The sequence below is a fragment of the Microbulbifer sp. CNSA002 genome (assembly GCF_047324085.1).
Taxonomy (GTDB): Bacteria; Pseudomonadota; Gammaproteobacteria; order Pseudomonadales; family Cellvibrionaceae; genus Microbulbifer.
Window position 1 is genome coordinate 4,095,091 of record NZ_CP172449.1, and the last position, 24,145, is coordinate 4,119,235.

Below are 24,145 nucleotides of genomic sequence, written 5' to 3' on the forward strand. Positions count from 1 at the left end.
GCTTGCTGGCGAGTGAATAATGGATTACACAAGAACAATGTCATATTGCTCCTGGTTGTAAATGGGCTCTACCTGGAACTGAATCGGCCGACCAATAAATTCTTCAAGATCGGCGACATTAGCCGACTCTTCATCCAGCAAAAGATCTATTACCACCTGACTGGCCAGTACCATAATTTTTTCACTATCGTAAGAGCGCGCCTCTCGAATAATCTCGCGGAAAATCTCGAAGCAAACTGTCTCCGCACTCTTTAAGGTGCCCCTCCCACTACAAACAGAGCAAGGCTCACATAAAATCTGCCCCAGTGACTCACGGGTGCGTTTGCGAGTCATTTCCACCAACCCCAATTCGGAGACCCCGGTGATACTGGACTTGGCATGATCGCGCTCCAGGGTCTTTTCCAGGGTGCGCAAGACTTGTCGCTGGTGCTCGGGGTCTTTCATATCGATAAAATCAATAATGATAATCCCACCCAGATTCCTCAAACGCAGCTGGCGGGCAATCGCTGTAGCGGCCTCCAGGTTGGTCTTGAAGATAGTCTCTTCAAGGTTTCGATGCCCAACAAAAGCACCCGTATTGACATCAATTGTACTCATCGCCTCTGTCTGCTCTACGATCAAGTAGCCGCCAGACTTCAAGGTGACTTTGTTGTGTAGTGCCCTTCTTATTTCCTCTTCAACGCCGTATAAGTCAAACAGTGGGCGCTCACCGGGATAGTGTTCCAGGCGACCGGCAATTTCCGGCGCATATTTACCGGCAAATTCTGCCGCACGGCCGTGGGCCTCTCGGGAGTCTATACGAATCTTTTCGGTATAAGGGCGCGCAAGGTCACGCAATGCGCGCATAAATAGTGGAAGGTCCTCATAGATAACCGAAGGCACTGGACGCTCCTTAATGCGCTCATCCAGCTCCCCCCATAATTTGTACAGAAAGGGGATATCTCTCAGCAGCTCTTCCTCACTCACTCCCTCGGCAACGGTACGCAAAATAAAGCCCCCATCGGCCGACAAACCATCTTCCGCGAGGCGTAGAGAAGCTGCTTCAACCAACTGGCGCAATCGCTCGCGTTCGTTCTCGTCTTCAATTCGATTAGAGATACCGATATGGCGCGTCTGCGGCATATACACCAGGTAACGTGCAGAAACCGACAGATGGGTAGTCAGCCGGGCACCTTTACTGCTGATAGGGTCCTTCACTACTTGCACGATCAGTGACTGCCCCTCTCTGACTAGCGCGCGGATATCCGCCACCTCGGCATCCCGCGCCTCCATACCTTCTTCGTCGAGAGGCGCGATATCCGAGGCATGGATAAAGCCCGCGCGCTCGAGGCCTATATCGACAAAAGCGGCCTGCATTCCGGGCAGTACGCGAATCACCTTTCCCTTATAGATATTTCCTACAATCCCTCGCCGCGCACTCCGCTCCAGGTAGACCTCCTGGAGCACACCATTTTCTACCAGCGCAACCCGGGTCTCAGTCGGCGCAACATTAATTAACAGCTCTTCGCTCAAGATTGGCCCTCCTGCCAATAGGGAATGCCCGCATGATCCAGCATGGGGACTACAGCTTCCAATGGGAGCCCTACAACATTGCTGTAACTGCCACTAAAAGCTTCTACTAAGGCGGCACCAAAACCCTGAATACCGTAACCGCCAGCTTTATCGACAGGCTCTCCGGTACTCCAGTAATCCGCTATTTGAACTTTGGACAAGTGGCGGAACCTGACTCGAGTTTCAACTACTCGGCTAAACTGTCGATCCTGTGAACGCAAGCACACTGCCGTGAAAACAGAGTGCTCTCCTCCCGATAACGCCAGCATCATGGACTCAAAGTCAGCAAAATCTTGGGGTTTTTCCAGCAGCCTCTCACCTGCCATAACCACCGTATCCGCTCCCAAAGACCAGAGTCCCTGCGGGCTGTCAGCGGCTTGAAACCCGGCGACAGCCTTGTCGTGGGCCAAGCGTTCTATGTACTCAAGAGGGCTTTCAGCAGGTTGGCGCTGTTCTACAACAGCGGGGGACAATTGGGAGAAAGGCACCCCAATCTGGGCCAACAGTTCGGCGCGGCGCGGCGAACCAGAGGCCAAAAGAAGTCGATTTTCTGAAGCGCTTGTTGTCACTCTATTACATATTCCCTGTGGGTCAGCGGCTGATTATAGCGGCACTGTTCGAAAAATGATCGATTTTTTACACTGATTTACAGTGCCGACGAGACGGTCAACGAACGTGTAAACGCCCGGAAAGCCCCCTGAGCCACGGGGTCACCCAGGGCCAGAGCAGGGCTGTAGTCAGGGCGGGCCAAAGGAACGTCAGCCCGGGTACCGATTTACCTTCAAGGCCGTGCACCCAGTTACCCACCACTTGATGAATGCCCACCAGAACAAATACCCACAACAATTGCTGGGCCGGATTAAATGCCCGAGTGCGCTGGTAAGTCAGTAAGCTGAAATAGGCGAGTACCGATAGGGCCAGGGCATGGGTTCCCAAGCTCGCCCCCGTAGCCAAATCCTGGGCAATACCGATCATCCAAGCGAACCCCACCCCAAAGGTCTGGGGCATTCGGGTAATCCAGAATATCACCAGCAAAGCCGGAAATGCCGGCCGAAACCAGAGCCACTGCTGTGGCAGGGGCATAACCGAGAGAAGCAGTGACAGCAGAATAGTGACCGCGATAAACCAGCGGTTATTCGCTTGCAACAGAATGTCCTCCGCTGCCAATGACCGCCAATACAAAGCGGCTGCGATTCATCCGTCCCCTCGGCAACACTTCAGCCTCCGCAAAAGGTTTACCCGGGTCTCTCTGTACCGAAATGACCTCCCCGACCGGATAACCTGCGGGAAAGCGGCTACCCAAGCCGGAGCTGAGCAGTAGATCCCCCTCGCGAATATCACTGGTATTAGCAAGATGGCGTAACTTCAAGCGGTACAGATCACCTGTACCCTCGGCGACGGTGCGCATACTGTTGCGTAGAACCTGGACGGGAATGGCATGACTGGAATCAGTTATCAGCAGGATACGACTGTAGGAGTCACCAGCTTCAATCACCTGCCCCAGCAATCCACTGGCATCCATTACCGGGGTACCGATATCAATGCCGTCATCGCGGCCTTTGTCAATCAGCAGCACATGCTCCAAAGGGTCCGGGGTAACACCAATTACCTGAGCCACCAGTACTCGGTCATCGACCATTTCTGCTGAGTTCATCAGTTCTTTGAGCTGAGTGTTTTCCGCTTTTACGGCCGCCAATAGTTGGCTGCGCTGTTCCAGCAGTAAAACCTGGCGCTTGAGGCGGCTATTTTCCTCTTGCAGTTCTTCGCGCGAGCGAAACTGCTCATCGGCCCAATCGCCCACACGCTCGGGGGCTCCTGTAACCCAGTACAGTGGAGCAATAACTCCTGATAAGCGTTCTCTGACAGGCTGAAACCAATTGGTGTAATGATCGGAAACGATCAGCGAGATCGCGAGTATGATGAGAAAGCCCAGGCGGTATTCGGCAGAGGGACCGCGGGTAAATAGCGGTTTCACAGGCAATCCCCTCTTAACAGGTCAATCAAAGATGGTGAGAACAGTACAAGCCACAAAAGATAACTTGCATTTTTTTATTACAAGGAGCTTGCGGATATAGCCACAAGCTCCCTCGCAGGTCACATAATAGCGATGTCTACTAGTTAGACATCAGGTAGAGGCGGCTGCGATCCAACATATCCAGCGCTTTGCCGCCACCCCGCGCCACACAGGTCAGCGGGTCATCGGCAACAATCACAGGTAAGCCCGATTCTTCCATCAACAGGCGGTCCAGATCGCGTAACAGAGCACCACCACCAGTCAGCACCATACCGCGCTCAGCGATATCAGAAGCCAATTCGGGAGGGGATTGTTCCAGCGCACTTTTAACAGCCTGCACAATACCAGTCAGAGGCTCTTGCAGGGCTTCGAGAATTTCGTCGGAGTTCAAGGTAAAGCTGCGAGGCACGCCCTCGGCCAGATTACGTCCGCGCACATCGATTTCGCGAACTTCACTGCCTGCATAAGCACAGCCAATTTCCTCTTTGATCCGTTCAGCAGTTGCATCACCAATCACACTGCCGTAGTTGCGACGCACGTAGTTGACGATAGCTTCATCAAAACGGTCACCGCCGATACGCACCGAATCGGAATAAACCACACCATTCAGGGAGATAATGGCGATCTCAGTGGTGCCCCCACCGATATCCACCACCATGGAGCCGCTCGCTTCCTCGACATTCAAGCCTGCGCCTATGGCAGCGGCCATGGGCTCTTCGATCAGTGACACTTCGCGAGCACCTGCACCCAGGGCCGACTCGCGAATCGCGCGGCGCTCCACTTCTGTGGACTGGCAGGGAACACACACCAGCACTCTCGGACTCGGGCGCATCCAGCTATTTTCATGCACTTTCTTGATAAAGTGCTGCAACATTTTCTCGGTCACTTGGAAGTCGGCGATAACACCGTCCTTCAGCGGGCGAATAGCGGTAATATTGCCAGGAGTCCGGCCGAGCATGCGTTTGGCTTCTACTCCGACAGCCTCAACGATTTTCTGGCCATTGTAGTGACGGATTGCGACGACAGAGGGTTCGTCGAGTACTACGCCGCGATCGCGAACGTAAATCAGCGTGTTGGCAGTTCCCAGGTCGATGGAGAGATCACTGGAAAACATACCCCGCAAACGTTTAAACATGGAATTCGATTACCTTGTACTAATTATCAGCCCCCAGGTCGGGCACTGCGGGCGCGGCTTCTTTTATGGATACAAATCCTAATTAGTCCGCAAAAATAATTCTGAGTTCCGAGCCGCATTTCGAATCGGATTCTACGCAAAACACCGGAGTCTCTCATCACTCGGCAGGATTCGGCAAACTCTAACAACCGCTAGGCATCAGGGCAAGGCTGAAGGGAGTTCATTTGAGGCCCACTATCCATTACTGCCGGAGCCGGTGAGAATATAACCCCAATGTGCTAAATTTGCCGGTTCTGCCCGCCGCAAATAATCCGGGCAGTTTTCGACTCGCAACTCAAGCTGGAGGAGTCCATCACCATGGCAGTGGATACGCAAACTGTAGAAAAACTCGCGGAACTGGCCCGTATCGCCATATCCAAAGAAACCATCGAAGAAGTCAGCAACCGCCTCGGCGATGTATTGCAACTGGTCGACCAGCTGCAATCCACCAATACCGATGGCATCGCCCCGATGGCGCACCCATTGGACGAGGTCCAGGAGCTGCGTACCGACGCAGTGACAGAGGCTGACAAGCGCAAAGACTTCCTAGAACTGGCTCCCCAAACCGAAGAAGGCCTCTACCTGGTTCCCAAAGTAATTGATTAGCCGGCCCAACACTGACTAAGTTCACCTAAATACCCAAGCCCTCAGCCCGTCTAGAGCCTTTAAGGGAATAACATGCATCAGCTTACTATCGCCGAGATCATCCGTGGACTGCGGAGCAAAGAGTTCTCAAGTACAGAGCTAACCCGCCATTTACTCGGCCGCATCCAGCAACTGGACAGCAACTACAACAGTTTTATTACCGTCACCGAAGAGAGCGCCCTAGCGCAAGCCGCGGCTGCCGACCAACGCCTGGCCAACGGGGAGGCACCGGCACTGTGCGGTGTGCCCATCGCCCACAAAGATATTATTTGCACTAACGGCGTGCGCACCAGCTGTGCCTCAAAAATGCTGGATAATTTTATCCCTCCCTACGATGCCACGGTGGTAGATAACCTCAACGCTGCCGGAACCGTCTCCCTGGGCAAGACCAATATGGATGAATTCGCCATGGGCTCATCCAACGAAAGCAGCTTTTACGGCCCAGTAAAAAACCCTTGGAATACCCGCTGTGTGCCCGGCGGTTCCTCCGGTGGCTCAGCTGCGGCAGTTGCTGCACAACTGATACCCGGCGCCACAGCTACCGATACCGGCGGCTCTATTCGCCAGCCGGCGGCGTTGACAAACACCACCGGGCTGAAGCCCACCTACGGGCGTATTTCCCGCTATGGCATCGTGGCCTACGCCTCCAGCCTGGACCAGGCTGGCCCCATCGCCCGCAACGCCGAAGATGCGGCTTACCTGCTGTCCGCGATGGCCAGCCACGACCCGAAAGATTCCACCAGCCTGAAGCAGCAGCCCTCTGATTTTACCGCCGAACTGAATAACCCGATTGCCGGGCTGCGGATCGGAGTACCCCGGGAGTACTTTGGGGAAGGCCTTAACCCTGAAACCGCAAGCCGGGTTCAGGAGGCTTTGAGAGCGTTTGAAAAGCTGGGGGCTCAACTGGTCGATATCAGCCTGCCACATACCGAGTTAGCGATACCTGCTTACTATGTGATCGCCCCCGCTGAAGCCTCTGCCAACCTATCTCGATTCGATGGGGTGCGCTATGGCTACCGCTGTGAAGAGCCCAAAGACCTGCGCGATCTCTATATACGCTCCCGCGGTGAAGGCTTCGGCGAAGAAGTGCAGCGTCGAATCCTGGTAGGCACCTACGCCCTGTCCGCCGGTTATTACGATGCTTATTACAACAAAGCCCAACAGGCCAGACGCCTGATCAAGCAGGACTTTGTCGAAGCATTCGAAAAAGTGGATGTGATTATGGGCCCCACGACCCCCTCTCCCGCTTTCGAGCTTGGCGCAAAGAGCGCTGACCCGGTAGCTATGTACTTGGAGGATATCTACACCATCGCCACCAACCTGGCCGGACTACCTGGCATGTCTGTACCCTGTGGCCTGGTGGACAATATGCCAGTGGGCCTGCAAATAACCGGTAATTACCTGGAAGAGGCGCGCATGCTCAATATCGCCCACCAATACCAACAGGTAACCGACTGGCACAAAGCCAGCGCCGTATAAGGAGATAAATTGTGGAATGGGAAATCGTTATCGGGTTGGAAATTCACGTCCAGCTCTCCACCCAGTCAAAACTCTTTTCCGGCGCTAGCATCCGCTTTGGCGCCGAGCCGAATACCCAGGCTTGCGCTGTGGACCTGGCTATGCCGGGCACCTTGCCGGTACCGAATGAAGAAGCATTTCGCTTTGCGGTAATGTTCGGCCTGGCGATGAACGCGGAGATCGGCAAGCGCTCCGTTTTTGAACGCAAGAATTACTTCTATCCCGACTTGCCCAAGGGCTATCAAACCACTCAATTGGAACAACCTATTGTCGGCCCAGGTGAAGTGGAAATTCACCTGGAAGATGGCAGCAGTAAGAAAGTGCGTTTACACCACGCTCACCTGGAGGAGGATGCTGGTAAATCCCTGCACGAAGACTTCCACGGAATGTCCGGTATCGACCTGAACCGCGCAGGTACGCCGCTGATTGAGATTGTCTCTGAACCGGATATGCGCAGTGCCGCCGAGGCTGTGGCCTACCTGAAAAAAATTCACAGCATCGTAACCTACCTGGGCATTTCCGATGGTGATATGTCCCAGGGCTCACTGCGCTGTGATGCCAATGTATCCGTGCGCTTGAAAGGCGAAGAAAAACTCGGCACCCGTACAGAATTAAAAAACATCAATTCTTTCCGTTTTGTCGAGCGCGCAATTAAAGTCGAAGCTGAACGTCAGATCGATATCTTGGAAGACGGCGGCACCATTACCCAGGAAACCCGCCTCTACGACGCGGACAAAAATGAAACCCGCTCTATGCGCAGTAAAGAAGTGGCCAATGATTACCGCTACTTCCCCTGCCCTGACCTTCTGCCAGTTGTACTCACTGATGAATATGTCGAGCAACTGCGCAGCATCCTGCCAGAACTGCCCGATGCAAAAGCAGCCCGCTTCCAAGCGGAATACCAGCTATCTGCTTATGATGCAGACCAGCTGACACAGGAGCGTGCCAGTGCAGACTATTTTGAAACTGTGAGTAAATCCTGTGGCGAATCCAAGCTTGCCGCCAACTGGATTAACGGTGAACTGGCAGCGCTGCTCAACCGTCGTGAACTAACTATTTCACAATCGCCGGTTTCTGCCGACCAACTAGCTGGACTAATCTCGCGCATCAAAGACAACACCATTTCCAGCAAAATCGCCAAACAGGTATTCGAGGCTATTGCCGACGGAGAGGGCAGTGCCGACGAAGTCATCGAAAAGCGTGGGCTGAAACAAGTTTCCGATACCGGCGCTATCGAAAAAATGGTGGATGAGGTGATCGCTGCAAGCGATGCCCAGGTAGAAAACTACCGCAAGGCCGATGAATCAAAGCGCCCCAAAATGATGGGGTATTTCGTCGGGCAAATCATGAAAGCGTCCAAAGGGCAGGCAAACCCACAGATGATTAATAAAATCCTCAAACAAAAATTGGACGCACTGCTTTAACCCTCAACATTTCAAGACCTGGGTCGGGCTTCGCCCGCCCCCTATTTATGTAGCAAGGATATAGTTTTGAGCCTGAAAAAAGACAAACAGAAAGTACTCGGAGAAGTTTTTGACGAGGAGCGTATTGCTGGATTCTTGATTGGCGAAGCTCCCGCAGGCGTAAACCGGGATTTTCATCTTCTCGAGCGCGCCTACCGAAGTATGAAAGCAGAGAGCTTTGCCACATTTATAAAATTATTTCTCGCTGAAGGCCTGGATCTGAACAGTCCTGGTCCCGATGGAAAAACTCTGCTGGCACGTATTGCTGAACACCGCCAGGGCGGAGAATATAGCGAGATTTTAAAAGCCGCTGGCGCCAACTGAGAACTCTGGAAATTTAGGCATCGTACCAGCGAAAGGTGAGAGTATGACTTCAAATCCCGTTCACGGTATCGACGCATTGGTGCGCGGTATCCACTTGATTACCCGGCGTGAGTTACGCCCATTTATCCTGGTGCCATTACTAATAAATCTGGTGCTGTTTATTATTATCAGTAGCATAATGATTTCACAGCTCGGAGGGCTTACCGATTATATAAGTAGCCTGCTTTCCCACACGCCGGTAAATACGGAGAATATGTCCTGGTGGGAAGCCATTATGGCCAAGGGTGCAGCATGGACCGCCAGTGTTTTTCGCTGGCTGGCCTGGATTATTGCACTGATAGTGCTTTTCCTATTTTTCCTTGCTTACGGCTATTTATTTAGCGTCATCACCAACATTATTGCCGCCCCCTTTAACGGTTTGCTCGCTGAGAAAGTAGAGGAACTGCTAACCGGTAAAGCTCCTCCTGCCGAGCCGATAATGCAAATGGTATGGCGTACCCTGGGCCGGGAATTGCGTAAGCTGGGTTACTTTATATTTTGGGGTTTGATCGTATTTATAATTGCCACCATCACCAGCTGGACCATTATTATCCCCGCAGTGCTCACCGCAGTTTGGGGCGCTTGGTGTATGGCTATTCAATACGTTGACTACCCACTGGATAACCACCAGCGGCCATTCGATGAATTAAAAACGGTACTGCGCCGCCGTAAACTCACTAGCCTTACCTTTGGTGGGACCGTGATGCTTGCCAAAATGGTGCCGATTTTAAATATCTTTATTATGCCTGCGGCAGTTGCTGGCGGTACGGCTCTGTGGATTGAAAGATTGCGTATTGAAGGGGATCTGGGAACTGAAACTCCTATTCTTCAGTAATCTAACTTCAAATACCCCCCAAAAAAGCCCTCAGGAATAGAGGGCTTTTTATATTAGCGGCCTGTAGCTTTTTTCTTTTTCAGCCAGCGATACCAAGGTTGCCTACCCTTAGAAACACAAGCTGTAGCCGACAAGCATTTTTCCAAGTACTCCAGCTCACTGTTAAGCACCTCGCCCGAGAGACTCTTGCTCCGTATTTGTCGAATCCTGTCAGCCAGTAATGCATCGCGTAAACCCTCTGGTTTTTGAATTCCAGACGCCAAGATTTGCGGGCTCCAACTGAATAAATCCTGCGCTGTAATCCGGTCATTTCCCCACTCAGGATATCCTGAAAAATCACTATCAAATGCCAAGCCAGATTGATTCTTCAAAAAGTGATCATTCAATTGGCGATTTGAATCGCTAAAGTGCATAAAGAAACTTTGGGCATCCTTTTCAGAAGGTACCAACCGAGTATTTTCTTCCAGCATCATTGGTTTCAGCTTCAGCAGCTCCGACTCAGCCACTCCCAATTCCAATAACTTGTGAGTCAATAGGAATTCCCTTCTTCCCACCCCCTCATTGACCCGCCTTCCTGAAATGTCTATGTTACCTCCCAGCAATGCGAGAAAGTCACTGACAATATCTCCCCCCTGAAGGGCCTCACGGGTAAAAGAGCGAACGCTTAAAGCAGCCTTGCCGAACACAGACTCCCACAGAATTAACTTGGAGAAATAATCATAGTAAGTCTCGATATCCTTAGTGAAAGCTGGGAAAGCACCTTCACTATGTCCAAACAATTTACTGGAAGAGCTGCGGTAAGCAACAGCTCCTCTGGCTCCTTGCTTTTTAAAGGATATCGCCTGCAAGTCCTGTCTGCGTAAATACACAATCACATTAACTTTATCGAAATACTTGGCACAGGTACGCCGAACCAATTCGACACTTTCACGTTGATGCAAAAAACAGAGGTGCTCTGCCGATATTATCGCTTTCTCACCGCTACTTGATGCGAGCAATTCATCCAGTCTTGTATTCAACTGAAATCTGAGCTGACCAGTACAGCTAGAGACTTCCACACATCCCGAAGAGTTACCCTTTTTTCCCAAGGACAAAAACTCATACCCGGCTTCACTCAGAGCTTGTTCCTGCTCTTTCATCGCTAACTGAAGAGAACTTGAGCCGGTTTTATGGAAACCTATATGTAGATAGAGGGTACGCATTATTCGAGTATCTACTAACTTTTTATTGTAAGCCCAACACTACAGAGTTAGCCTCCAACTGCTGAGCTTTGATTCTAATCAACTATATCTTTTTTAATTTAGGGGGAAATAAAATCACTAACGTAATTATTATATATATTCCAAATCCCACAATAAGTTAAGGCATTGAAAAGTAAGAATTAACAATGACTTTCTCTGGTAAATTGGGGGGCTGCAAGGGACACAAACTCCCTCGCAGCATAAGAAAAAAAATCAGTGCCGACGTGGACGACGGTGGCCTCCAGAGCCACCGCGACGCCCATCGCGATCGCCGTGACTGCGCTGAACTTTCACCTTGGGCGGTTCAACCAAAAGCTCTTCTGGCGGCACTTCGCACTTGAGCTTACCACCGAGCAACTGCTCAATAGGTTCCAGGCGCATGGCATCATCTTCACAGGCGAAACTGATAGAAGTGCCCGTTTTACCCGCCCGGCCAGTTCGGCCAATGCGGTGAACATAATCCTCCGGCTCTTCAGGCAAAGTGAAATTCACCACATGGCTGATACCGTCGATATGAATACCACGCCCGGCGACATCGGTAGCTACCAGCACCTTGGTTTTACCAGACTTAAAGTCATCAAGGGTGCGAACCCGCTTGTTTTGCGCCACTTCACCAGACAACAGGCCCGCAGAAATGCCGTGAGCGAGAAGCTGCTCGTGCAAGCGGCGGCATTGGTCGCGGCGGTTGGCAAAAACAATCAGGCTATCCACCTCTTCCCGCTGCACAATGTTGTAAAGCAAGGTGTACTTTTCTTCGCTGGCGGACAGGTAGACATGCTGCTCTACGGTATCCGTGGCAACCCTCTCCGGCTCAATCTCCACAACTACCGGATCATCCGTCCACTGCTCCACCAGATCATCCACTTCGGGAGTAAATGTGGCGGAGAAGAACATAGTTTGGCGATGAGTTTTACGCGGCGTCTGACGAACAATGCGGCGCACTTGGGGGATAAAGCCCATGTCCAACATGCGATCCGCCTCATCGATCACCAGGACTTCCACCTGATCCAGGAAGCAATCCCGATTGCTGACAAAGTCCAGCAGGCGACCCGGCGTCGCCACCAGGATATCCACCAGCCGCTCATTTAGGTTTCTCTGCTGCTTGTCATAATCCATACCGCCCACCAGGGTATGAATTTCCAGCGCGGTGTGTTTACACAGTGCCTTGGCATCATCGGCAATCTGCATTACTAGCTCACGGGTCGGAGCGATAATCAGGGAGCGGGCTTCGCCGGCATAGCGCTCACCTTCAAACGGGTGCTTGAGCAGATCGTCAATCACTGTGATCAGGAAGGCCGCTGTCTTACCGGTACCGGTTTGTGCCTTACCCACCAGGTCGTGGCCATTGAGGGTGTGGGGAAGGGAGCGACCCTGAATTGGCGAGCAATACTGGAAACCCAGGTCGTGAATAGCGTGCATCAGCTCGTTGGGCAGTCCCAGGTCGTGGAAGCGGACCTTGCCCTCCTGTTCTGGAACCTGGAATTCATCCAGGGACCAGGGTGCTGCGGGTGCCGCTGGCTTTCTGCTACGCTGGCGCCCTTTTTGAGCGTTTCTGCTACCGCCCCGGCGCGACTTCCCCTCCGCCTGTGCGGATTTTGTACGCCCCTTGGCAGCCTTATCAGACGGCTTTTGCCCTTCTTTTCGGCGTCCGGAGCTGTCTTCTCCCCGGCGGGAGCCCTTATCCTCTTTGGAGGAGGATCGGCGGAACAACTTTCCTATCAAGTGAAATACTCGCTCAAATGTTCAAATAATCGGCGAGTATAACATCCCTACGGGGATCCCTGCCCGCTATAGTGACGGCACAGCCAGTAATCCACACTGAAAAACCGCCCCGCCCCACTACAAAATAGCGCCAGCAGCATAATGAAGTAGGTAGCTGCAAACTCAATACCATTTTTCAGGATGGTCACTCCTCCAGTTTCCACAAGCCATTCATAATTGCCGTGCTCCTTGAGTAAACCAACAATCTTCTCTTTACGCACCGAAGCTTCATCGATAAGGTCCTTGCGCCACTCCCAGGGCACACTCAAGGTTTTATCCGGCAACGCAGACCAACCGTTCTCCCAGTGGGCCGTATAGGCTGCCACTGCCATCACAAACATCAGGGGAATCGCCACCAGCCGAGTCGCTACGCCCAGCAAGATAGCGATACCACCAAAGAATTCCACCAATGCAGCTATCCACGCCATCAACATCGGCGCTGGAAGCCCCAACCCCCAATCGGGATTGCCAAACCAGGCAGCAACATCTTCGATATTATTCATCTTATTCATGCCGGCCAGGATAAAAATTGGCGCCAAATAAATCCGTAGTAATAATGGCCCCAGCCAGTCTATTTTGCGTACATAATGTACAAAGCAGTTGTACCAACTGCTCAGACTATTCATAGCTCCACTCATTTAGCTCACTCTCTTATCAGTGTCTTTGTTCACTTTAGTCGAGTGATATCGCCAACTCTTACACTGCACTATCTCAGCGCCCCAGAAAGCACATCTATGCTTGCAGAACCCAAGTAACTTGAGGGCAACCTAGTGGGGAAAACTTACGTACTGGTCCACGGGCTATTTCATGGAGGCTGGTGCTGGAGCAAAGTCGCCCACTTCTTGCAGCGTAATGGACATCGAGTGTTCACCCCCACCCACAGTGGTCTGGGGGAACGCAAACACCTACTCTCTCCCTCCGTTGGTCTGGATACCTTTATCCAGGACCTGATCAATACAATCCTCTGGGAGGAGTTGCGGCAAGTCACCCTTGTGGGCCACAGCTTTGGGGGAATGGCCGCAACCGGTGCCGCCGATGCTCTACCCGAGCGGGTACACCGATTGATCTATCTGGATGGCGCTGTTCCAGAGCCCGGGCGCCCATTCAGCAGCCAACTCCCCAGCGGTATAGAGGAGCAGCGATTAAAGCAGGCGCAAAATATCGACGGCACTCTGTGCATTATGCCGCCAACACCAGAAGACCTGGGGATAACCCACCCCGATGATATCCGCTGGCTAAACCGCCGTATGACCCCACATCCCATCAAAACACTACTGGACCCAATCTATTTACAACGCCCTCCAGAACAGGGCCCTCCTTGTACTTTCATTCACTGCACCCAACCCGAGTACCCTCCAGCCATCTACAGTAGCCGCAAAGCAAAGCGGATAAGCGGGTGGCTTTATCGGGAGGTAGCAATAAACCACGACTGCATCATTAATAAGGCAGAAATTGTGGCCAAACTACTTGAGGAAAGTCCGTAATCAGCACTGGGCGCAGGCGCCATTTGTACCGTAGAATGTCGGACCTTTTTGCAGTACCGCCCCGCCTTCCCCCGGCAGACTGAAAGCCTCTCCGAATTTTGGCCCGCCGCCCGTTTTCAGCTGTATTTGCGAAGGCCAGGGCCTGTTAACAACCCCCCGCAGGATTAATTTTTTGTCAAAATTAGCCCAGACCCCAGAACCCTCTATCGAGACCAGCAACAAGAGCTCAGGTTTTTCATTGTTCAAGCTTTACCGAAATGCCACTAAAACCGAATTGTCGCACCTAACCACCTTGGGAGGCCCTCTGGTGGTCAGTAACCTGGCTGTGGTGAGCATGGGAGTTGTCGATACTCTGGTAGCAGGACGCGCTGGAGAAGTAAGTCTCGCTGGGCTCGCCTTGGGGGCCAGTATTTGGGCTGTTTGCGCAGTGACACTAATCGGCCTGCTCGCTGCTATCTCCCCGGTTGTTGCACACTTGCGCGGTGGTCGCGATGAAGCCGGCTGCGCCAGGCAATTACACCAGGCGCTGTGGATCGCACTGATCGGTGGCATTCTGGTGTTTTCCGCCCTGCTTGCGGTTCCTATCTGGAGCCACTGGATAGACACGGAAGAGCCTGTCCGCAAGGTGATGGAGGGCTATGTACTGGCCCTGACTGTCGGCACCCTGCCTTTTGCACTCGGCACGGCGTTGCGCGGTTACTGTGAGGGTATGGGACAAGTGCGCCCGGTAATGCGCATCTATATCACTGCCGCAATTTTAAATATTCCCCTGGATATTCTTTTGGTGTTTGGTGCCGGCCCCATACCGGCAATGGGAGGGGCAGGATGTGGGTGGGCTACCGCAGCGGTCAGCTGCCTGATCGCACTGGCACTCTTCTGGCACGCGAACACTGATCCGGTCTACCACAAGCTAAAACTTAGGCTGTTACCGCCTCGCCCCCACTGGCCAACCCTGCGCCACTTGCTCGCAGTTGGCCTGCCAATTTGTGTGGGTGCAGCCAGTGAAGTTACTTTTTTTGCCAGCCTTACTATTTTGCTTGCCCCTTATGGCGCAGCCATTGTCGCCGCCCATCAGATCAGCATGAATGTGGGCTCGATTTTTTACTTGGTCGCACTAGCACTGGCCCAGGCCCTGAGTATCCGCACCGCCCAACTACTCGGTCAGGGACGGCCAAAGCGCGCGCGCTTCTGTGGCAAAGTGGGCATCAGTAGCGGGCTAATCTACGCACTGGGCACCGGTGTACTTTTGATTACCCTGCGCACCCTGTTTGTTCAGGCCTACACCAGCAATGAAGAAATTATCGCGGTGGCCACCAACCTGCTATTGCTGTGTGCCGCATTCCAGCTCGTGGATGTCACCCAGGCAATGACCTGGGGCGCACTGCGCGGATATAAGGACACCAGTGCGCCCATGTTTATACAGCTATTTTCCTACTGGCTGGTGGGGCTTTCTACCGCCTACTGGCTGGGAGAGAGCTTCTGGGGGGTATACGGTTATTGGACCGGTGTCTGTATCGGCTTGGGAACGGCTTCAATCCTGCTGGGAATTCGCTTTTGGCGAACCAGCCGCAAAGCCATCGAGCGAACCTACGGATACGCGTAATTCGGCGCGTATCACATTCCTCGGGAACGTATTGACTATACTGGCGCTCCAAAGTCCCAATCTGTGCCGGACACAAGGCTCTCCGGCACACCCAGATATACGAAGTTGACCGGAGTGCCGAATGATCCCGCGCCAATCCTCCCGAAGGACCCGACACCTGTTAAGCCTGGCTTTACTGCTTTCATCCACCCAGGCCCTGAGCGCCGACGACAGCACAGGCGAAGAGACAGAAGCGGTCCCCCAGGCTGCCAATATGCAGCTGGACCAACCGGTGATCACAGAGCTGGGGCCACCCACCAACGTTGCCCCTACTGAAGAGCAATCCCAGTCGACAGATGCTGGTTCTGAAGAAGCTTCCCTACCCCAAGCGGAAAATCTGGAGCTGGACCAACCTATCCAGGAACTGGATAAACCGGCATCTCCCACCGAGACTGCTCCCACTGCCGATAAAGAAACTGAAACAGTTAAACCTCAACCCGAATTACCGGAGCCCGGCACCATCTCCCTGGTTCCGGGAGAGACTGCCAAGCCGCTGCGATTGTTAGGCTCAGAGGTTCCCCCTGCGACCTCCACGCGCCTGGCCTGGTCTCCCAGCCAACACTTCGAAGGCGTCTATAGCCCCACCGCTGTATTGGTGGTTAACGGCGCCAAACCAGGGCCGGTTCTCTGCCTTACAGCTGCAGTGCACGGTGATGAGTTGAACGGTGTGGAAACTGTGCGACGGGTTATGTACGACCTCGACGCAGACCATTTGAGCGGTGCGGTAATTGGCGTACCCATCGTCAACCTGCAAGGCTTCCATCGAGGCTCCCGCTACCTGACTGATCGACGCGACCTGAACCGGCACTTCCCCGGCGATCCCAATGGCTCTTCGGCCTCGCGAATTGCCAATTCATTTTTCCACGAAGTGATCAGCCACTGTAACGCCGTGGTGGACTTGCATACGGGTTCTTTTTATCGCACCAACTTGCCACAGTTGCGCGGCGACTTAACCAATCCCAAGGTAGTGAAAATGACCCAGGGTTTTGGCTCCACGGTGGTGCTGCACAGCGCCGGAGCCAAAGGTACCCTGCGCCGCGCCGCTGTGGAGGCTGGTATCCCCACCGTCACTCTGGAAGCCGGAGCACCCATGGTGTTGGATGAGCTATCGGTAAGTCACAGCGTGAAAGGTATACGCACTCTGCTCAACCAGCTGGGTATGGTGAGTAAATTCCGCCTCTGGGGCGATCCCGAACCGGTTTACTACACCTCCACCTGGCAGCGGACATCTACCGGCGGGGTTATCTTTAGTGAGGTACAGCTCGGTGAGTTTGTGCGTAAAGGCGACTTACTGGGAACGGTAACCAACCCTATTACCAATGTGCGCACAGAAATTCGCTCTGAGCACAACGGCCGCATTCTCGGCATGGCATTAAACCAGGTCGTGCAACCGGGGTTTGCCGCCTACCATATCGGCATCCAGGCTCCCCAGGAACAAATCAGCCAGCCCCAGGAAGTAGTAGCGGAAGAGTCAGTCGCTGACAAATCAGAGAGCAAAGTACCGGCCACTCCAGAAAACCGCCAACCGCCGACAGAAGGTGAGGAGTAAATCCCCACCTATTAATCACTGACTTTATCGATCACCGTCACTTCGGGCATTGCCAAAGGTTCCGGTTGAAGGGTGATATGATCGATATCGAAGCGCTTGACCAGGGTTTCCCGCAAGCGCTCCAGTACGCTGGGCCAAGCCTGCAAGTCATCCACCACAATATGGGCCGACAGTGAAATAGTGCTGGAATCCAAGCGCCAAATATGGAGATCGTGCACAGAGCGTACCCCGGTTACCGCCGCCAGTGTCTCGCCCACAACCGGAAGGCTCAACTCCCTGGGTACCCGCTCCATCAATACATCGATCGCATCCCTGAGCAGTCGCACGCAGGAAACCAGGATTAACAGACAAATAAGCAGTGAAAGCAGGGGGTCGATGGGTACCCAACCGGTAAAATAAATCACAGCTCCGGAAGCCAGTGCCGCAACAGAGCCCAGCATATCGCCCATCACATGCAAAAGCGCACCGCGAATATTGAGTGTGCGCTCGCCTTTTAATAAAACCCAGGCCGCCAGAATATTAATCAGCAACCCCATGGCCGCAATCAACATCACCGTACTGCCGTGCACCGGCTGTGGGTTGCGCAACCTATCAATGGCCATAAAAGAAATACCGACCACGATCAGTAGCATAATCAGGCCGTTGGTTACCGCAGCTAAAACCTCCGCTCGCCCCCAGCCAAACGACAATTCCCGATCAGCGGGCTTTTTCGCCAGTACTGCGGCAATAGCCCCCAGTGCCAAGGCAAAAGTATCGGTCAGCATATGGGCGGCATCGCCGAGCAATGCCAGGGAACCAGATAGCCAGCCACCTATGGCTTCAACTATGGAAAAACTGAGAGTGAGAACCAGTGCAACAATTAATGGGCGCAAAGCCCCATTGCCGGTTCGGTGGTGGACATGATCATGCATAGGCTCCCTCCTCAAATCCCTGTGGCAGCTCCGCAGGTATCACTATTTTTGCCCTAAGGTAATTCGCTCCCAACCGGAATAATCCCTGCGACTTGAAACTTTATTCAATCCCGCCGCAGAAAAAATATCCCGCACGCTCTCAGCTTGCTGCCAACCGTGCTCCACCATTAGCCAGCCATCGTTTTCCAGGTAATCGCTAGCGGTTGTGGCGATATGCTCAATATCTGCCAAACCCTGTCGCTCTGCCACCAACGCAGTGCGGGGCTCAAAGCGCACATCGCCCTGCACCAAGTGCGGGTCAGATGCATCGATATAGGGAGGGTTGCTAACGATCAGGGAAAACGGCTGTGGCTCTAAACTGGAAAACCAATCGCTCTGGATAACTTGCACATTTTGCAACTTGAGGGAGCGCCGGTTTTCCTCTGCCAGTGCTACCGCAGCGGATGATTTCTCCGCTGCAATAATTTCCCATCCCGGTCGCTCCGACGCCAGAGCCAGTGCAATAGCACCAGTGCCAGTGCCCAGGTCCAGTACTCGCAACCTGCCCTGGGGGAAAAACTCCAGCGCGGTCTCCACCAACAATTCAGTGTCCGGGCGGGGGATCAGGGTGGAGGAATCCACCTTTAGCGATAGGGACCAAAATTCGCGCTCACCGATAAGGTGTGCCACCGGCTCTCCCGCTTGCCGGCGCTGGAGCAACTGCTCATAGCGCACTTGCTCAGCTTCATTCAATTCGTATTCCGGCCAGGTATAGAGCCAGGTGCGCTCGCGCCCCAACACACTGCCGAGCAGAAGCTCTGCATCCAGGCGCGCGCTGTCGCTATCGGTTAATTGGGCGCAGCGTGCGATATTTTCCTTGACGCTGGTCATGGAGAAAAACCTATAAAAACGCCGCTCGAGGCGGCGTAAAAAATCTGGATTTATTGGGCCAGTGCCGCCAACTGGTCGGCCTGGTATTCCGTACGCAATGGCCCGATCACCTCCCCCAGAGACCCCTGCATAATCTCATCGAGTTTATAGAGAGTGAGGCCGATACGGTGATCGGTAACCCGGCCCTGGGGATAGTTGTAGGTACGGATTCGCTCAGAGCGATCACCGCTGCCCACCAGGCTGCGGCGGGCATCGGAAATTTCCTGGGCCGCCGCCGTTTCCTGCGCAGTATTGAGCTTCGCTTGCAACAGTGCCATCGCCTTGGCTTTGTTTTTGTGCTGGGAGCGCTCGTCCTGACACTCCACCACAATCCCCGTGGGAATATGGGTTAAGCGCACAGCGGAATCGGTTTTGTTAACGTGCTGACCACCGGCACCGGATGCACGGTAGGTATCCACACGCAAATCCGCTTTATTAATTTCAATCGCATCGCGCTCATCCGGCTCCGGCATCACCGCGACCGTACAAGCCGAAGTGTGAATACGACCCTGGGATTCTGTTTCAGGAACCCTTTGTACCCGGTGCGCACCGGACTCAAATTTTAATTTTGCGTAGACATCTTCACCGGCGACGCGAGTGATAATTTCCTTGTAACCGCCGTGCTCACCGAGATTTTCGCTGACAATTTCTATTCGCCATCCCTGCTTCTCCGCATAGCGAGAGTACATGCGGAACAGATCACCGGAGAAAATAGCTGCTTCATCACCACCGGTTCCTGCGCGAATTTCCAGAAAGACATTTTTTCTGTCGTTAGGATCGCGCGGCAACAGCAAAGTCTGTAGCTCTCGCTCCAGCGGCTCCACTTGACCTTCAGCCTCGCGCAGCTCTTCCTGAGCCATTTCGCGCATTTCCGGGTCATCTTCCCCCAGCATCTCCCGAGCCGCGACCATATCTTCCTGCAACTGTTTGTAAGCGCCGTAGCATTTCACCACTTCTTCCAGCTCAGAATACTCGCGGGAAAGATCGCGGAATTGATCCTGATCAGCAATTACGTCGGCGTCGCCCAACAGCGCAGATACTTCCTCGTGGCGCTCAAGCAAGGTTTCCAGTTTATTCAGTAACGATTCTTTCATTGATGCTTTTTCTCTAAATCGATATCGGTGAGATCATCCAACCCAACGACCTCGCGAGCGATACGCAAACGCTCAATATCACCCTCCGCCGTGGCTTTTTTCAGACTGACGGTGGGTGCATGAATTAATTTATTAGTGAGAGAGCGAGCGAGCTGCTCCATCAGTCGACGAGGGTCCTCGCCTTTTTCCAGCTGCAAAAGTACCCGTTCAAGTTCGGAAGTGCTCACTTCCTGGGCTCGCTGCCGGTAGCTCCGAATACTATCCACAGCCTCCAAAGAGCGGCTCTCTTTGGTAAATTCAGCCGCTGCAGCATTTACGATTTCCTGAGCGGCCTCCGCTGCTTTCTCTCGGGAGCGCTTGCCCTCATCAATAACCCCGCGCAGATCGTCCACTGTATACAGATAAACATCATCCAGCTCGCCAACTTCTGATTCGATATCACGGGGTACCGCAATATCCACCATAAACATGGGGCTGTGCCGACGCTTGCGCAGCGCCGATTCGACCGCTCCCTTACCCAGGATCGGCAGCTGGCTCGCGGTGGAGCTGATAACGATATCCGCGCGCGCCAGATGCTCGGGGATATCCGCAAGCAGGATTGCCTCGGCCCCAAAGCTCTCTGCGAGCAACTGGGCCCGGCTCAATGTGCGGTTGGCAACAATGACCTGCTTGATTCCCTGATCGAGCAAATGGCGGGCAACCAGCTCCACGGTCTCTCCCGCACCGATCAACAGGGCAGTCTGCTTTTTCAGGTCGGTGAAGATACGCGAAGCCAGAGAAACAGCAGCGTAGGCAACAGAAACCGGGTTTTCACCGATTGCAGTTTCGGTGCGAACCTTCTTGGCGACGGTAAACACCCGCTGGAATACCCGGTGCAGTTCACTGCCAACACTGCCGGATTCCCGCGCCACCGCATAGGCGGACTTGATCTGGCCGAGGATCTGCGGCTCACCCAACACCAGGGAATCGAGACCACAGGCAACGCGCATCATATGGCGTACCGCTTCTTCATCGCTGTACACATAGGCACAGCCCTTGAGCTGCTCCAGGGGCACTTGGTGGTATTCAGATAGCCATTGCAACAGGGCTTCTGACTCCACATTTCCGTATATTTCGGTGCGATTGCAGGTAGACAGGATGGCCAGCTCGCGGCACCCCAGTGCTTTTCGCGCATCTCCCAGTGCGCCGGGCATCACCTCGGGGGCAAAGGCCACCCGCTCGCGCACTTCGACCGACGCGCTATCGTGGTTGATACCCAGGGTAAGAATTGGCATAGACTTCCGTTAGCATTAAATCTTAAAAGGCGGAAACCGCACTGGGAGCGCATTTTCATAGGCAGCCGTCTCCCTTGCAAGCGCAAGAGGCAGTAAAATTGCCCGCCGATTTGGCAAGAGCCACTGCCCACCACCGTTCCAAACCCGATTCACGACTAGAATTATATGGCGATAATCGTTTAAAACACGCCAGTAATACCCCGCTTTCAGCGACAACGTAACGTATGGACACGATCTATGCTCCCACCTCGCGCACATCAGCTTCCAACCCGAATTTCCAGCCACCAGCTCAAGCTTGCCGCATTCCTTGCCGTATCCGTAATACTTGCTTCTTGTACCCAGCACCAGACGCCGGCAGCCCCCTCTACAGAAATCGCGAGCACAGCACTGGAGCCGAGCAACCTTAAGGGGAAGGAAACCACTGAGTCAGAAGGGCCGGAAGCTAAAACTTTCCCTATTGATACCTTCTACACCCTTCTGGTGGCCGAAGTCGCCGGTATCCGCGAGCAGTACGACGTTGCACTAGCCAATTACTACCACCAGGCGGAGGTCACCAAAGATCCCGGGGTTGCCGCCCGCGCTACACGCATTGCCCGCTTTTTAAATGCCCGCCAGGCCGCCTTGGATTCAGCCAGGCTATGGGTAGAGCTTGAGCCACAAAACGCCGATGCACAGCTGGCCCTCACAGCCGAGCTGACTTTGTCCGGCGACTTACACACAGCCCTGATTCACGCCAGTAAAACCCTGGAACTCGGCGGCAACCCACCCATGCAATCTCTCGCAGCAACCGCTATTGGGCACGAGCAACTCACGGAACAAGCCAAGCGGGAGTTTGCCCGACTGGCAAAAGTCTATCCCCTCGATGACGAGGTCGTGCTCGCCTATGCCATGGTACTGCGCACCGAAAGGGAATTTGCCCGCGCCCTGTCCCTGGTGCGCCGCGTCCAAGAGCACCATCCAGACCAACTGGATGCACCACTGCTGGAAAGTCATCTATTGGTTGATCAGGGCAAGCGCAAGGAAGCCATTTCCCTTCTCGAGCGACTCGTCGGCATCCATCCTTCCGAGAGCCGCCTGCGCCTTCAGTACGCCCGCCTGTTGATTCGGGAGGACCTGGCCCTGGCACGCAAGCAGTTTGCCGAACTGGTTAAGCAGCGCCCTGAAGATGGCAACCTGATTTTGTCGTTGGCCCTAATTCAGTACGAGACCGAGCAAACTGACGAGGCCAAAGTCCTCTTTACCCAACTACTTGAATTACAGCAGCACGAATCCGCTGCTTATTTTTACCTGGGCAGCATTGCAGAAAAATCTGGGGATTTTTCCCATGCAATTAAATATTTCCGCGAAGTGGGGCCCGGTAGTGATTACGTAGAAGCCATTACTCGCGGTACGGAATTACTGGCGAGCCTCGAACAGTACAACACTAACCGGGAGTGGTTTGCTGAACTGAGAAAAAAACACCCCACTCAGGAAGAACATTTTTACCTGATGGAGGTCGAATTACTTCGCAAAAGTGGTGAAGCCAGTATGGCTTTACAGCGAGTAGACGAGGCATTACAAACCAACAGCACCAGCGGTCGCTTGATGTACACTCGCGCGCTGTTGCATGACCAACTCGGCAACGCACAACAATTCGAAAAGGACTTGAGAAACCTGCTGGAAAGAAATCCCGATAACGCCACAGTTCTCAACGCGCTCGGTTATAAACTGATTGAAGATAAATCCCGGCACACAGAAGCCTACCAATTGATCAGCCGCGCTTTGGAACTCGAGCCTGAGGACCCGGCAATAATCGACAGCATGGGGTGGATAGAGTACCGTCTCGGCAATCACGAAGCTGCGGAAAAGTATCTGCGGCAGGCGATGGAAAAGTTGCCCGACCACGAAATTGCCGCACACCTCGGTGAAGTACTCTGGGTTCAGGGAAACAGAGAAGCCGCCATGAATATGTGGAGAAAAGGCCTTCTGCTGAATCCCCACAGCAAAATTATTCCGGCTGCCATGAAGCGCCTACAAATCAAAGAGTCACTGGAACAACATGCATCAGATAGCTGACAAGACAACCGCGCGAAGATTCTATCTGTTACTGCTGGCATGTCTGGCAATAATGGTTTCCGCTTGTGCCGGTCAAAAAACCAAACAGGAACCGGAGCCAGGCTCCCCCACTGAAAATCAAAATCCAACGCCGCAAACAGTCGCTGAATTTACCCAGTGGAATCTCAAGGGCAAGCTGGGTGTTCGCTCCCCCAAAGAAAACGGCAGCGCTAACCTGGCCTGGCTTCAGGGCGGTGCAGAGAATTTTCGCCTGCATCTCAGCGGTCCGCTCGGAGCGGGTACTACCGTCATCACCGGCTCAGCCGGTGGCGTCAGTTTGGTGCGTGGTAGCGAGCCGCCAATTTATGCGCGCAACCCGGCACAGCTAACCCAAGAAGCACTGGGCTGGCCTCTGCCCGCCCGGGAGATGTTCTACTGGGTGCGCGGTCTTCCCGCGCCCGGCGCCAAAAGTGGTGAGCAGCGCAACGCCCAGGGCCAGCTGCAAAGCCTGCAACAATCCGGCTGGGCCTTGAGTTTTAGTGAATATCGCAGCGAAGGCCCCTTTATGCTGCCAACCCGGATCAAAGCACAAACCAACAGTCCTACTGGCCCGGTATCCGTCACCCTGGTGATTAAAGACTGGGGTTTGTAGAGAGTTTCACATAACTCTGCCAATGCCCAAA

The 24,145-nt window shown here is 53.6% G+C and carries 22 protein-coding genes; 10 read left to right on the forward strand and 12 right to left on the reverse strand.

Annotated features, from left to right (window positions below):
* Positions 1-24: 24 nt before the first annotated feature.
* The 5 genes from rng to ACG1BZ_RS18230 all read right to left on the reverse strand — a co-directional run bounded on the left by rng (position 25) and on the right by ACG1BZ_RS18230 (position 4,700).
* Complete coding sequence (rng, locus tag ACG1BZ_RS18210) at positions 25-1,512, reverse strand: ribonuclease G (protein ID WP_413663053.1); 1,488 nt, start codon at positions 1,510-1,512, stop codon at positions 25-27.
* The gene (locus tag ACG1BZ_RS18215; protein ID WP_413663054.1) at positions 1,509-2,120 is read right to left on the reverse strand and encodes a Maf family protein; all 612 of its coding nucleotides are present in this window, start codon (positions 2,118-2,120) and stop codon (positions 1,509-1,511) included. Before ACG1BZ_RS18215 ends, rng begins: the two co-directional genes overlap by 4 nt.
* A 97-nt stretch (positions 2,121-2,217) precedes the next feature.
* Positions 2,218-2,697: a rod shape-determining protein MreD gene (gene mreD / locus ACG1BZ_RS18220; protein ID WP_413663055.1), complete on the reverse strand. Its 480-nt coding sequence runs from the start codon at positions 2,695-2,697 to the stop codon at positions 2,218-2,220.
* Entirely contained in the window at positions 2,684-3,526 is an 843-nt protein-coding gene (gene mreC, locus ACG1BZ_RS18225) for a rod shape-determining protein MreC (RefSeq protein ID WP_413663056.1), read from the reverse strand. Before mreC ends, mreD begins: the two co-directional genes overlap by 14 nt.
* 139 nt (positions 3,527-3,665) lie before the next feature.
* Positions 3,666-4,700 (reverse strand): rod shape-determining protein, encoded by a 1,035-nt coding sequence (locus ACG1BZ_RS18230; protein WP_020412569.1) that lies wholly within the window; start codon positions 4,698-4,700, stop codon positions 3,666-3,668.
* A 357-nt stretch (positions 4,701-5,057) separates the two neighbouring features.
* Between ACG1BZ_RS18230 and gatC the strand changes: the two genes are divergently transcribed.
* From gatC to cysZ, 5 genes are all read left to right on the forward strand, one after another.
* Positions 5,058-5,345, forward strand: coding sequence for an Asp-tRNA(Asn)/Glu-tRNA(Gln) amidotransferase subunit GatC (gene gatC / locus ACG1BZ_RS18235; protein WP_413663057.1), 288 nt, complete (start codon positions 5,058-5,060; stop codon positions 5,343-5,345).
* 72 nt (positions 5,346-5,417) lie between these two features.
* Positions 5,418-6,863 (forward strand): Asp-tRNA(Asn)/Glu-tRNA(Gln) amidotransferase subunit GatA, encoded by a 1,446-nt coding sequence (gatA, locus tag ACG1BZ_RS18240; protein WP_413663058.1) that lies wholly within the window; start codon positions 5,418-5,420, stop codon positions 6,861-6,863.
* A gap of 11 nt (positions 6,864-6,874) precedes the next feature.
* Positions 6,875-8,326: an Asp-tRNA(Asn)/Glu-tRNA(Gln) amidotransferase subunit GatB gene (gatB, locus tag ACG1BZ_RS18245; protein WP_413663059.1), complete on the forward strand. Its 1,452-nt coding sequence runs from the start codon at positions 6,875-6,877 to the stop codon at positions 8,324-8,326.
* 66 nt (positions 8,327-8,392) lie between these two features.
* Positions 8,393-8,689, forward strand: a complete 297-nt coding sequence (locus tag ACG1BZ_RS18250) for a PA4642 family protein (protein ID WP_413663060.1) — start codon at positions 8,393-8,395, stop codon at positions 8,687-8,689.
* Between the two features lie 43 nt (positions 8,690-8,732).
* Positions 8,733-9,563: a sulfate transporter CysZ gene (gene cysZ, locus ACG1BZ_RS18255; RefSeq protein WP_413663061.1), complete on the forward strand. Its 831-nt coding sequence runs from the start codon at positions 8,733-8,735 to the stop codon at positions 9,561-9,563.
* A 53-nt stretch (positions 9,564-9,616) separates the two neighbouring features.
* On the opposite strand, the gene ACG1BZ_RS18260 is transcribed toward cysZ, so the two are convergent.
* The 3 genes from ACG1BZ_RS18260 to ACG1BZ_RS18270 form a co-directional block, all read right to left on the reverse strand.
* Positions 9,617-10,765 carry a hypothetical protein gene (locus ACG1BZ_RS18260; RefSeq protein ID WP_413663062.1) on the reverse strand — a complete coding sequence of 383 codons (1,149 nt, stop codon included), beginning with the start codon at positions 10,763-10,765 and terminating at the stop codon, positions 9,617-9,619.
* A 252-nt stretch (positions 10,766-11,017) separates the two neighbouring features.
* Positions 11,018-12,526: an ATP-dependent RNA helicase RhlB gene (rhlB, locus tag ACG1BZ_RS18265; RefSeq protein ID WP_413663063.1), complete on the reverse strand. Its 1,509-nt coding sequence runs from the start codon at positions 12,524-12,526 to the stop codon at positions 11,018-11,020.
* Between the two features lie 47 nt (positions 12,527-12,573).
* On the reverse strand, positions 12,574-13,191 hold the full coding sequence (locus tag ACG1BZ_RS18270; RefSeq protein ID WP_413663064.1) for a DoxX family protein: 618 nt from the start codon (positions 13,189-13,191) through the stop codon (positions 12,574-12,576).
* Between the two features lie 144 nt (positions 13,192-13,335).
* Here ACG1BZ_RS18270 and ACG1BZ_RS18275 point away from each other — a divergent pair, with 144 nt between their 5' ends.
* From ACG1BZ_RS18275 to ACG1BZ_RS18285, 3 genes are all read left to right on the forward strand, one after another.
* Positions 13,336-14,049 (forward strand): alpha/beta fold hydrolase, encoded by a 714-nt coding sequence (locus ACG1BZ_RS18275; RefSeq protein WP_413663065.1) that lies wholly within the window; start codon positions 13,336-13,338, stop codon positions 14,047-14,049.
* A 172-nt stretch (positions 14,050-14,221) separates the two neighbouring features.
* Entirely contained in the window at positions 14,222-15,652 is a 1,431-nt protein-coding gene (locus ACG1BZ_RS18280) for an MATE family efflux transporter (protein ID WP_413663066.1), read from the forward strand.
* Between the two features lie 121 nt (positions 15,653-15,773).
* The gene (locus ACG1BZ_RS18285; protein ID WP_413663067.1) at positions 15,774-17,240 is read left to right on the forward strand and encodes a succinylglutamate desuccinylase/aspartoacylase family protein; all 1,467 of its coding nucleotides are present in this window, start codon (positions 15,774-15,776) and stop codon (positions 17,238-17,240) included.
* Positions 17,241-17,251: 11 nt separating this feature from the next.
* On the opposite strand, the gene ACG1BZ_RS18290 is transcribed toward ACG1BZ_RS18285, so the two are convergent.
* Genes ACG1BZ_RS18290 through hemA form a run of 4 tightly spaced genes read right to left on the reverse strand, consistent with a single transcriptional unit; the run spans position 17,252 to position 21,428 of the window.
* On the reverse strand, positions 17,252-18,151 hold the full coding sequence (locus ACG1BZ_RS18290) for a cation diffusion facilitator family transporter (RefSeq protein ID WP_413663068.1): 900 nt from the start codon (positions 18,149-18,151) through the stop codon (positions 17,252-17,254).
* A 42-nt stretch (positions 18,152-18,193) separates the two neighbouring features.
* Positions 18,194-19,021, reverse strand: a complete 828-nt coding sequence (gene prmC / locus ACG1BZ_RS18295) for a peptide chain release factor N(5)-glutamine methyltransferase (protein WP_413663069.1) — start codon at positions 19,019-19,021, stop codon at positions 18,194-18,196.
* Positions 19,022-19,071: 50 nt separating this feature from the next.
* Positions 19,072-20,154 carry a peptide chain release factor 1 gene (gene prfA / locus ACG1BZ_RS18300; protein WP_282933938.1) on the reverse strand — a complete coding sequence of 361 codons (1,083 nt, stop codon included), beginning with the start codon at positions 20,152-20,154 and terminating at the stop codon, positions 19,072-19,074.
* Positions 20,151-21,428, reverse strand: a complete 1,278-nt coding sequence (gene hemA, locus ACG1BZ_RS18305; protein ID WP_282933939.1) for a glutamyl-tRNA reductase — start codon at positions 21,426-21,428, stop codon at positions 20,151-20,153. The genes prfA and hemA overlap by 4 nt, the downstream gene beginning before the upstream one ends.
* A gap of 237 nt (positions 21,429-21,665) precedes the next feature.
* On the opposite strand from hemA, the gene ACG1BZ_RS18310 reads away from it, so the two are divergent.
* Both ACG1BZ_RS18310 and lolB read left to right on the forward strand, forming a co-directional pair.
* Positions 21,666-23,483: a tetratricopeptide repeat protein gene (locus tag ACG1BZ_RS18310; protein WP_413663070.1), complete on the forward strand. Its 1,818-nt coding sequence runs from the start codon at positions 21,666-21,668 to the stop codon at positions 23,481-23,483.
* Positions 23,467-24,114 (forward strand): lipoprotein insertase outer membrane protein LolB, encoded by a 648-nt coding sequence (lolB, locus tag ACG1BZ_RS18315; protein ID WP_413663071.1) that lies wholly within the window; start codon positions 23,467-23,469, stop codon positions 24,112-24,114. Before ACG1BZ_RS18310 ends, lolB begins: the two co-directional genes overlap by 17 nt.
* The last annotated feature ends 31 nt before the right edge of the window (positions 24,115-24,145 follow it).

Bases quoted from the DNA above. Each gene is read 5' to 3' on its own strand.
- ACG1BZ_RS18230 (WP_020412569.1), bottom strand. From the start codon at position 4,700: ATGTTTAAACGTTTGCGGGGTATGTTTTCCAGTGATCTCTCCATCGAC.
- ACG1BZ_RS18310 (WP_413663070.1), top strand. From the start codon at position 21,666: ATGCTCCCACCTCGCGCACATCAGCTTCCAACCCGAATTTCCAGCCAC.
- ACG1BZ_RS18290 (WP_413663068.1), bottom strand. From the start codon at position 18,151: ATGCATGATCATGTCCACCACCGAACCGGCAATGGGGCTTTGCGCCCA.
- lolB (WP_413663071.1), top strand. From the start codon at position 23,467: ATGCATCAGATAGCTGACAAGACAACCGCGCGAAGATTCTATCTGTTA.
- ACG1BZ_RS18270 (WP_413663064.1), bottom strand. From the start codon at position 13,191: ATGAATAGTCTGAGCAGTTGGTACAACTGCTTTGTACATTATGTACGC.
- hemA (WP_282933939.1), bottom strand. From the start codon at position 21,428: ATGCCAATTCTTACCCTGGGTATCAACCACGATAGCGCGTCGGTCGAA.
- gatA (WP_413663058.1), top strand. From the start codon at position 5,418: ATGCATCAGCTTACTATCGCCGAGATCATCCGTGGACTGCGGAGCAAA.
- cysZ (WP_413663061.1), top strand. From the start codon at position 8,733: ATGACTTCAAATCCCGTTCACGGTATCGACGCATTGGTGCGCGGTATC.
- gatC (WP_413663057.1), top strand. From the start codon at position 5,058: ATGGCAGTGGATACGCAAACTGTAGAAAAACTCGCGGAACTGGCCCGT.
- prmC (WP_413663069.1), bottom strand. From the start codon at position 19,021: ATGACCAGCGTCAAGGAAAATATCGCACGCTGCGCCCAATTAACCGAT.
- prfA (WP_282933938.1), bottom strand. From the start codon at position 20,154: ATGAAAGAATCGTTACTGAATAAACTGGAAACCTTGCTTGAGCGCCAC.
- ACG1BZ_RS18285 (WP_413663067.1), top strand. From the start codon at position 15,774: ATGATCCCGCGCCAATCCTCCCGAAGGACCCGACACCTGTTAAGCCTG.
- ACG1BZ_RS18260 (WP_413663062.1), bottom strand. From the start codon at position 10,765: ATGCGTACCCTCTATCTACATATAGGTTTCCATAAAACCGGCTCAAGT.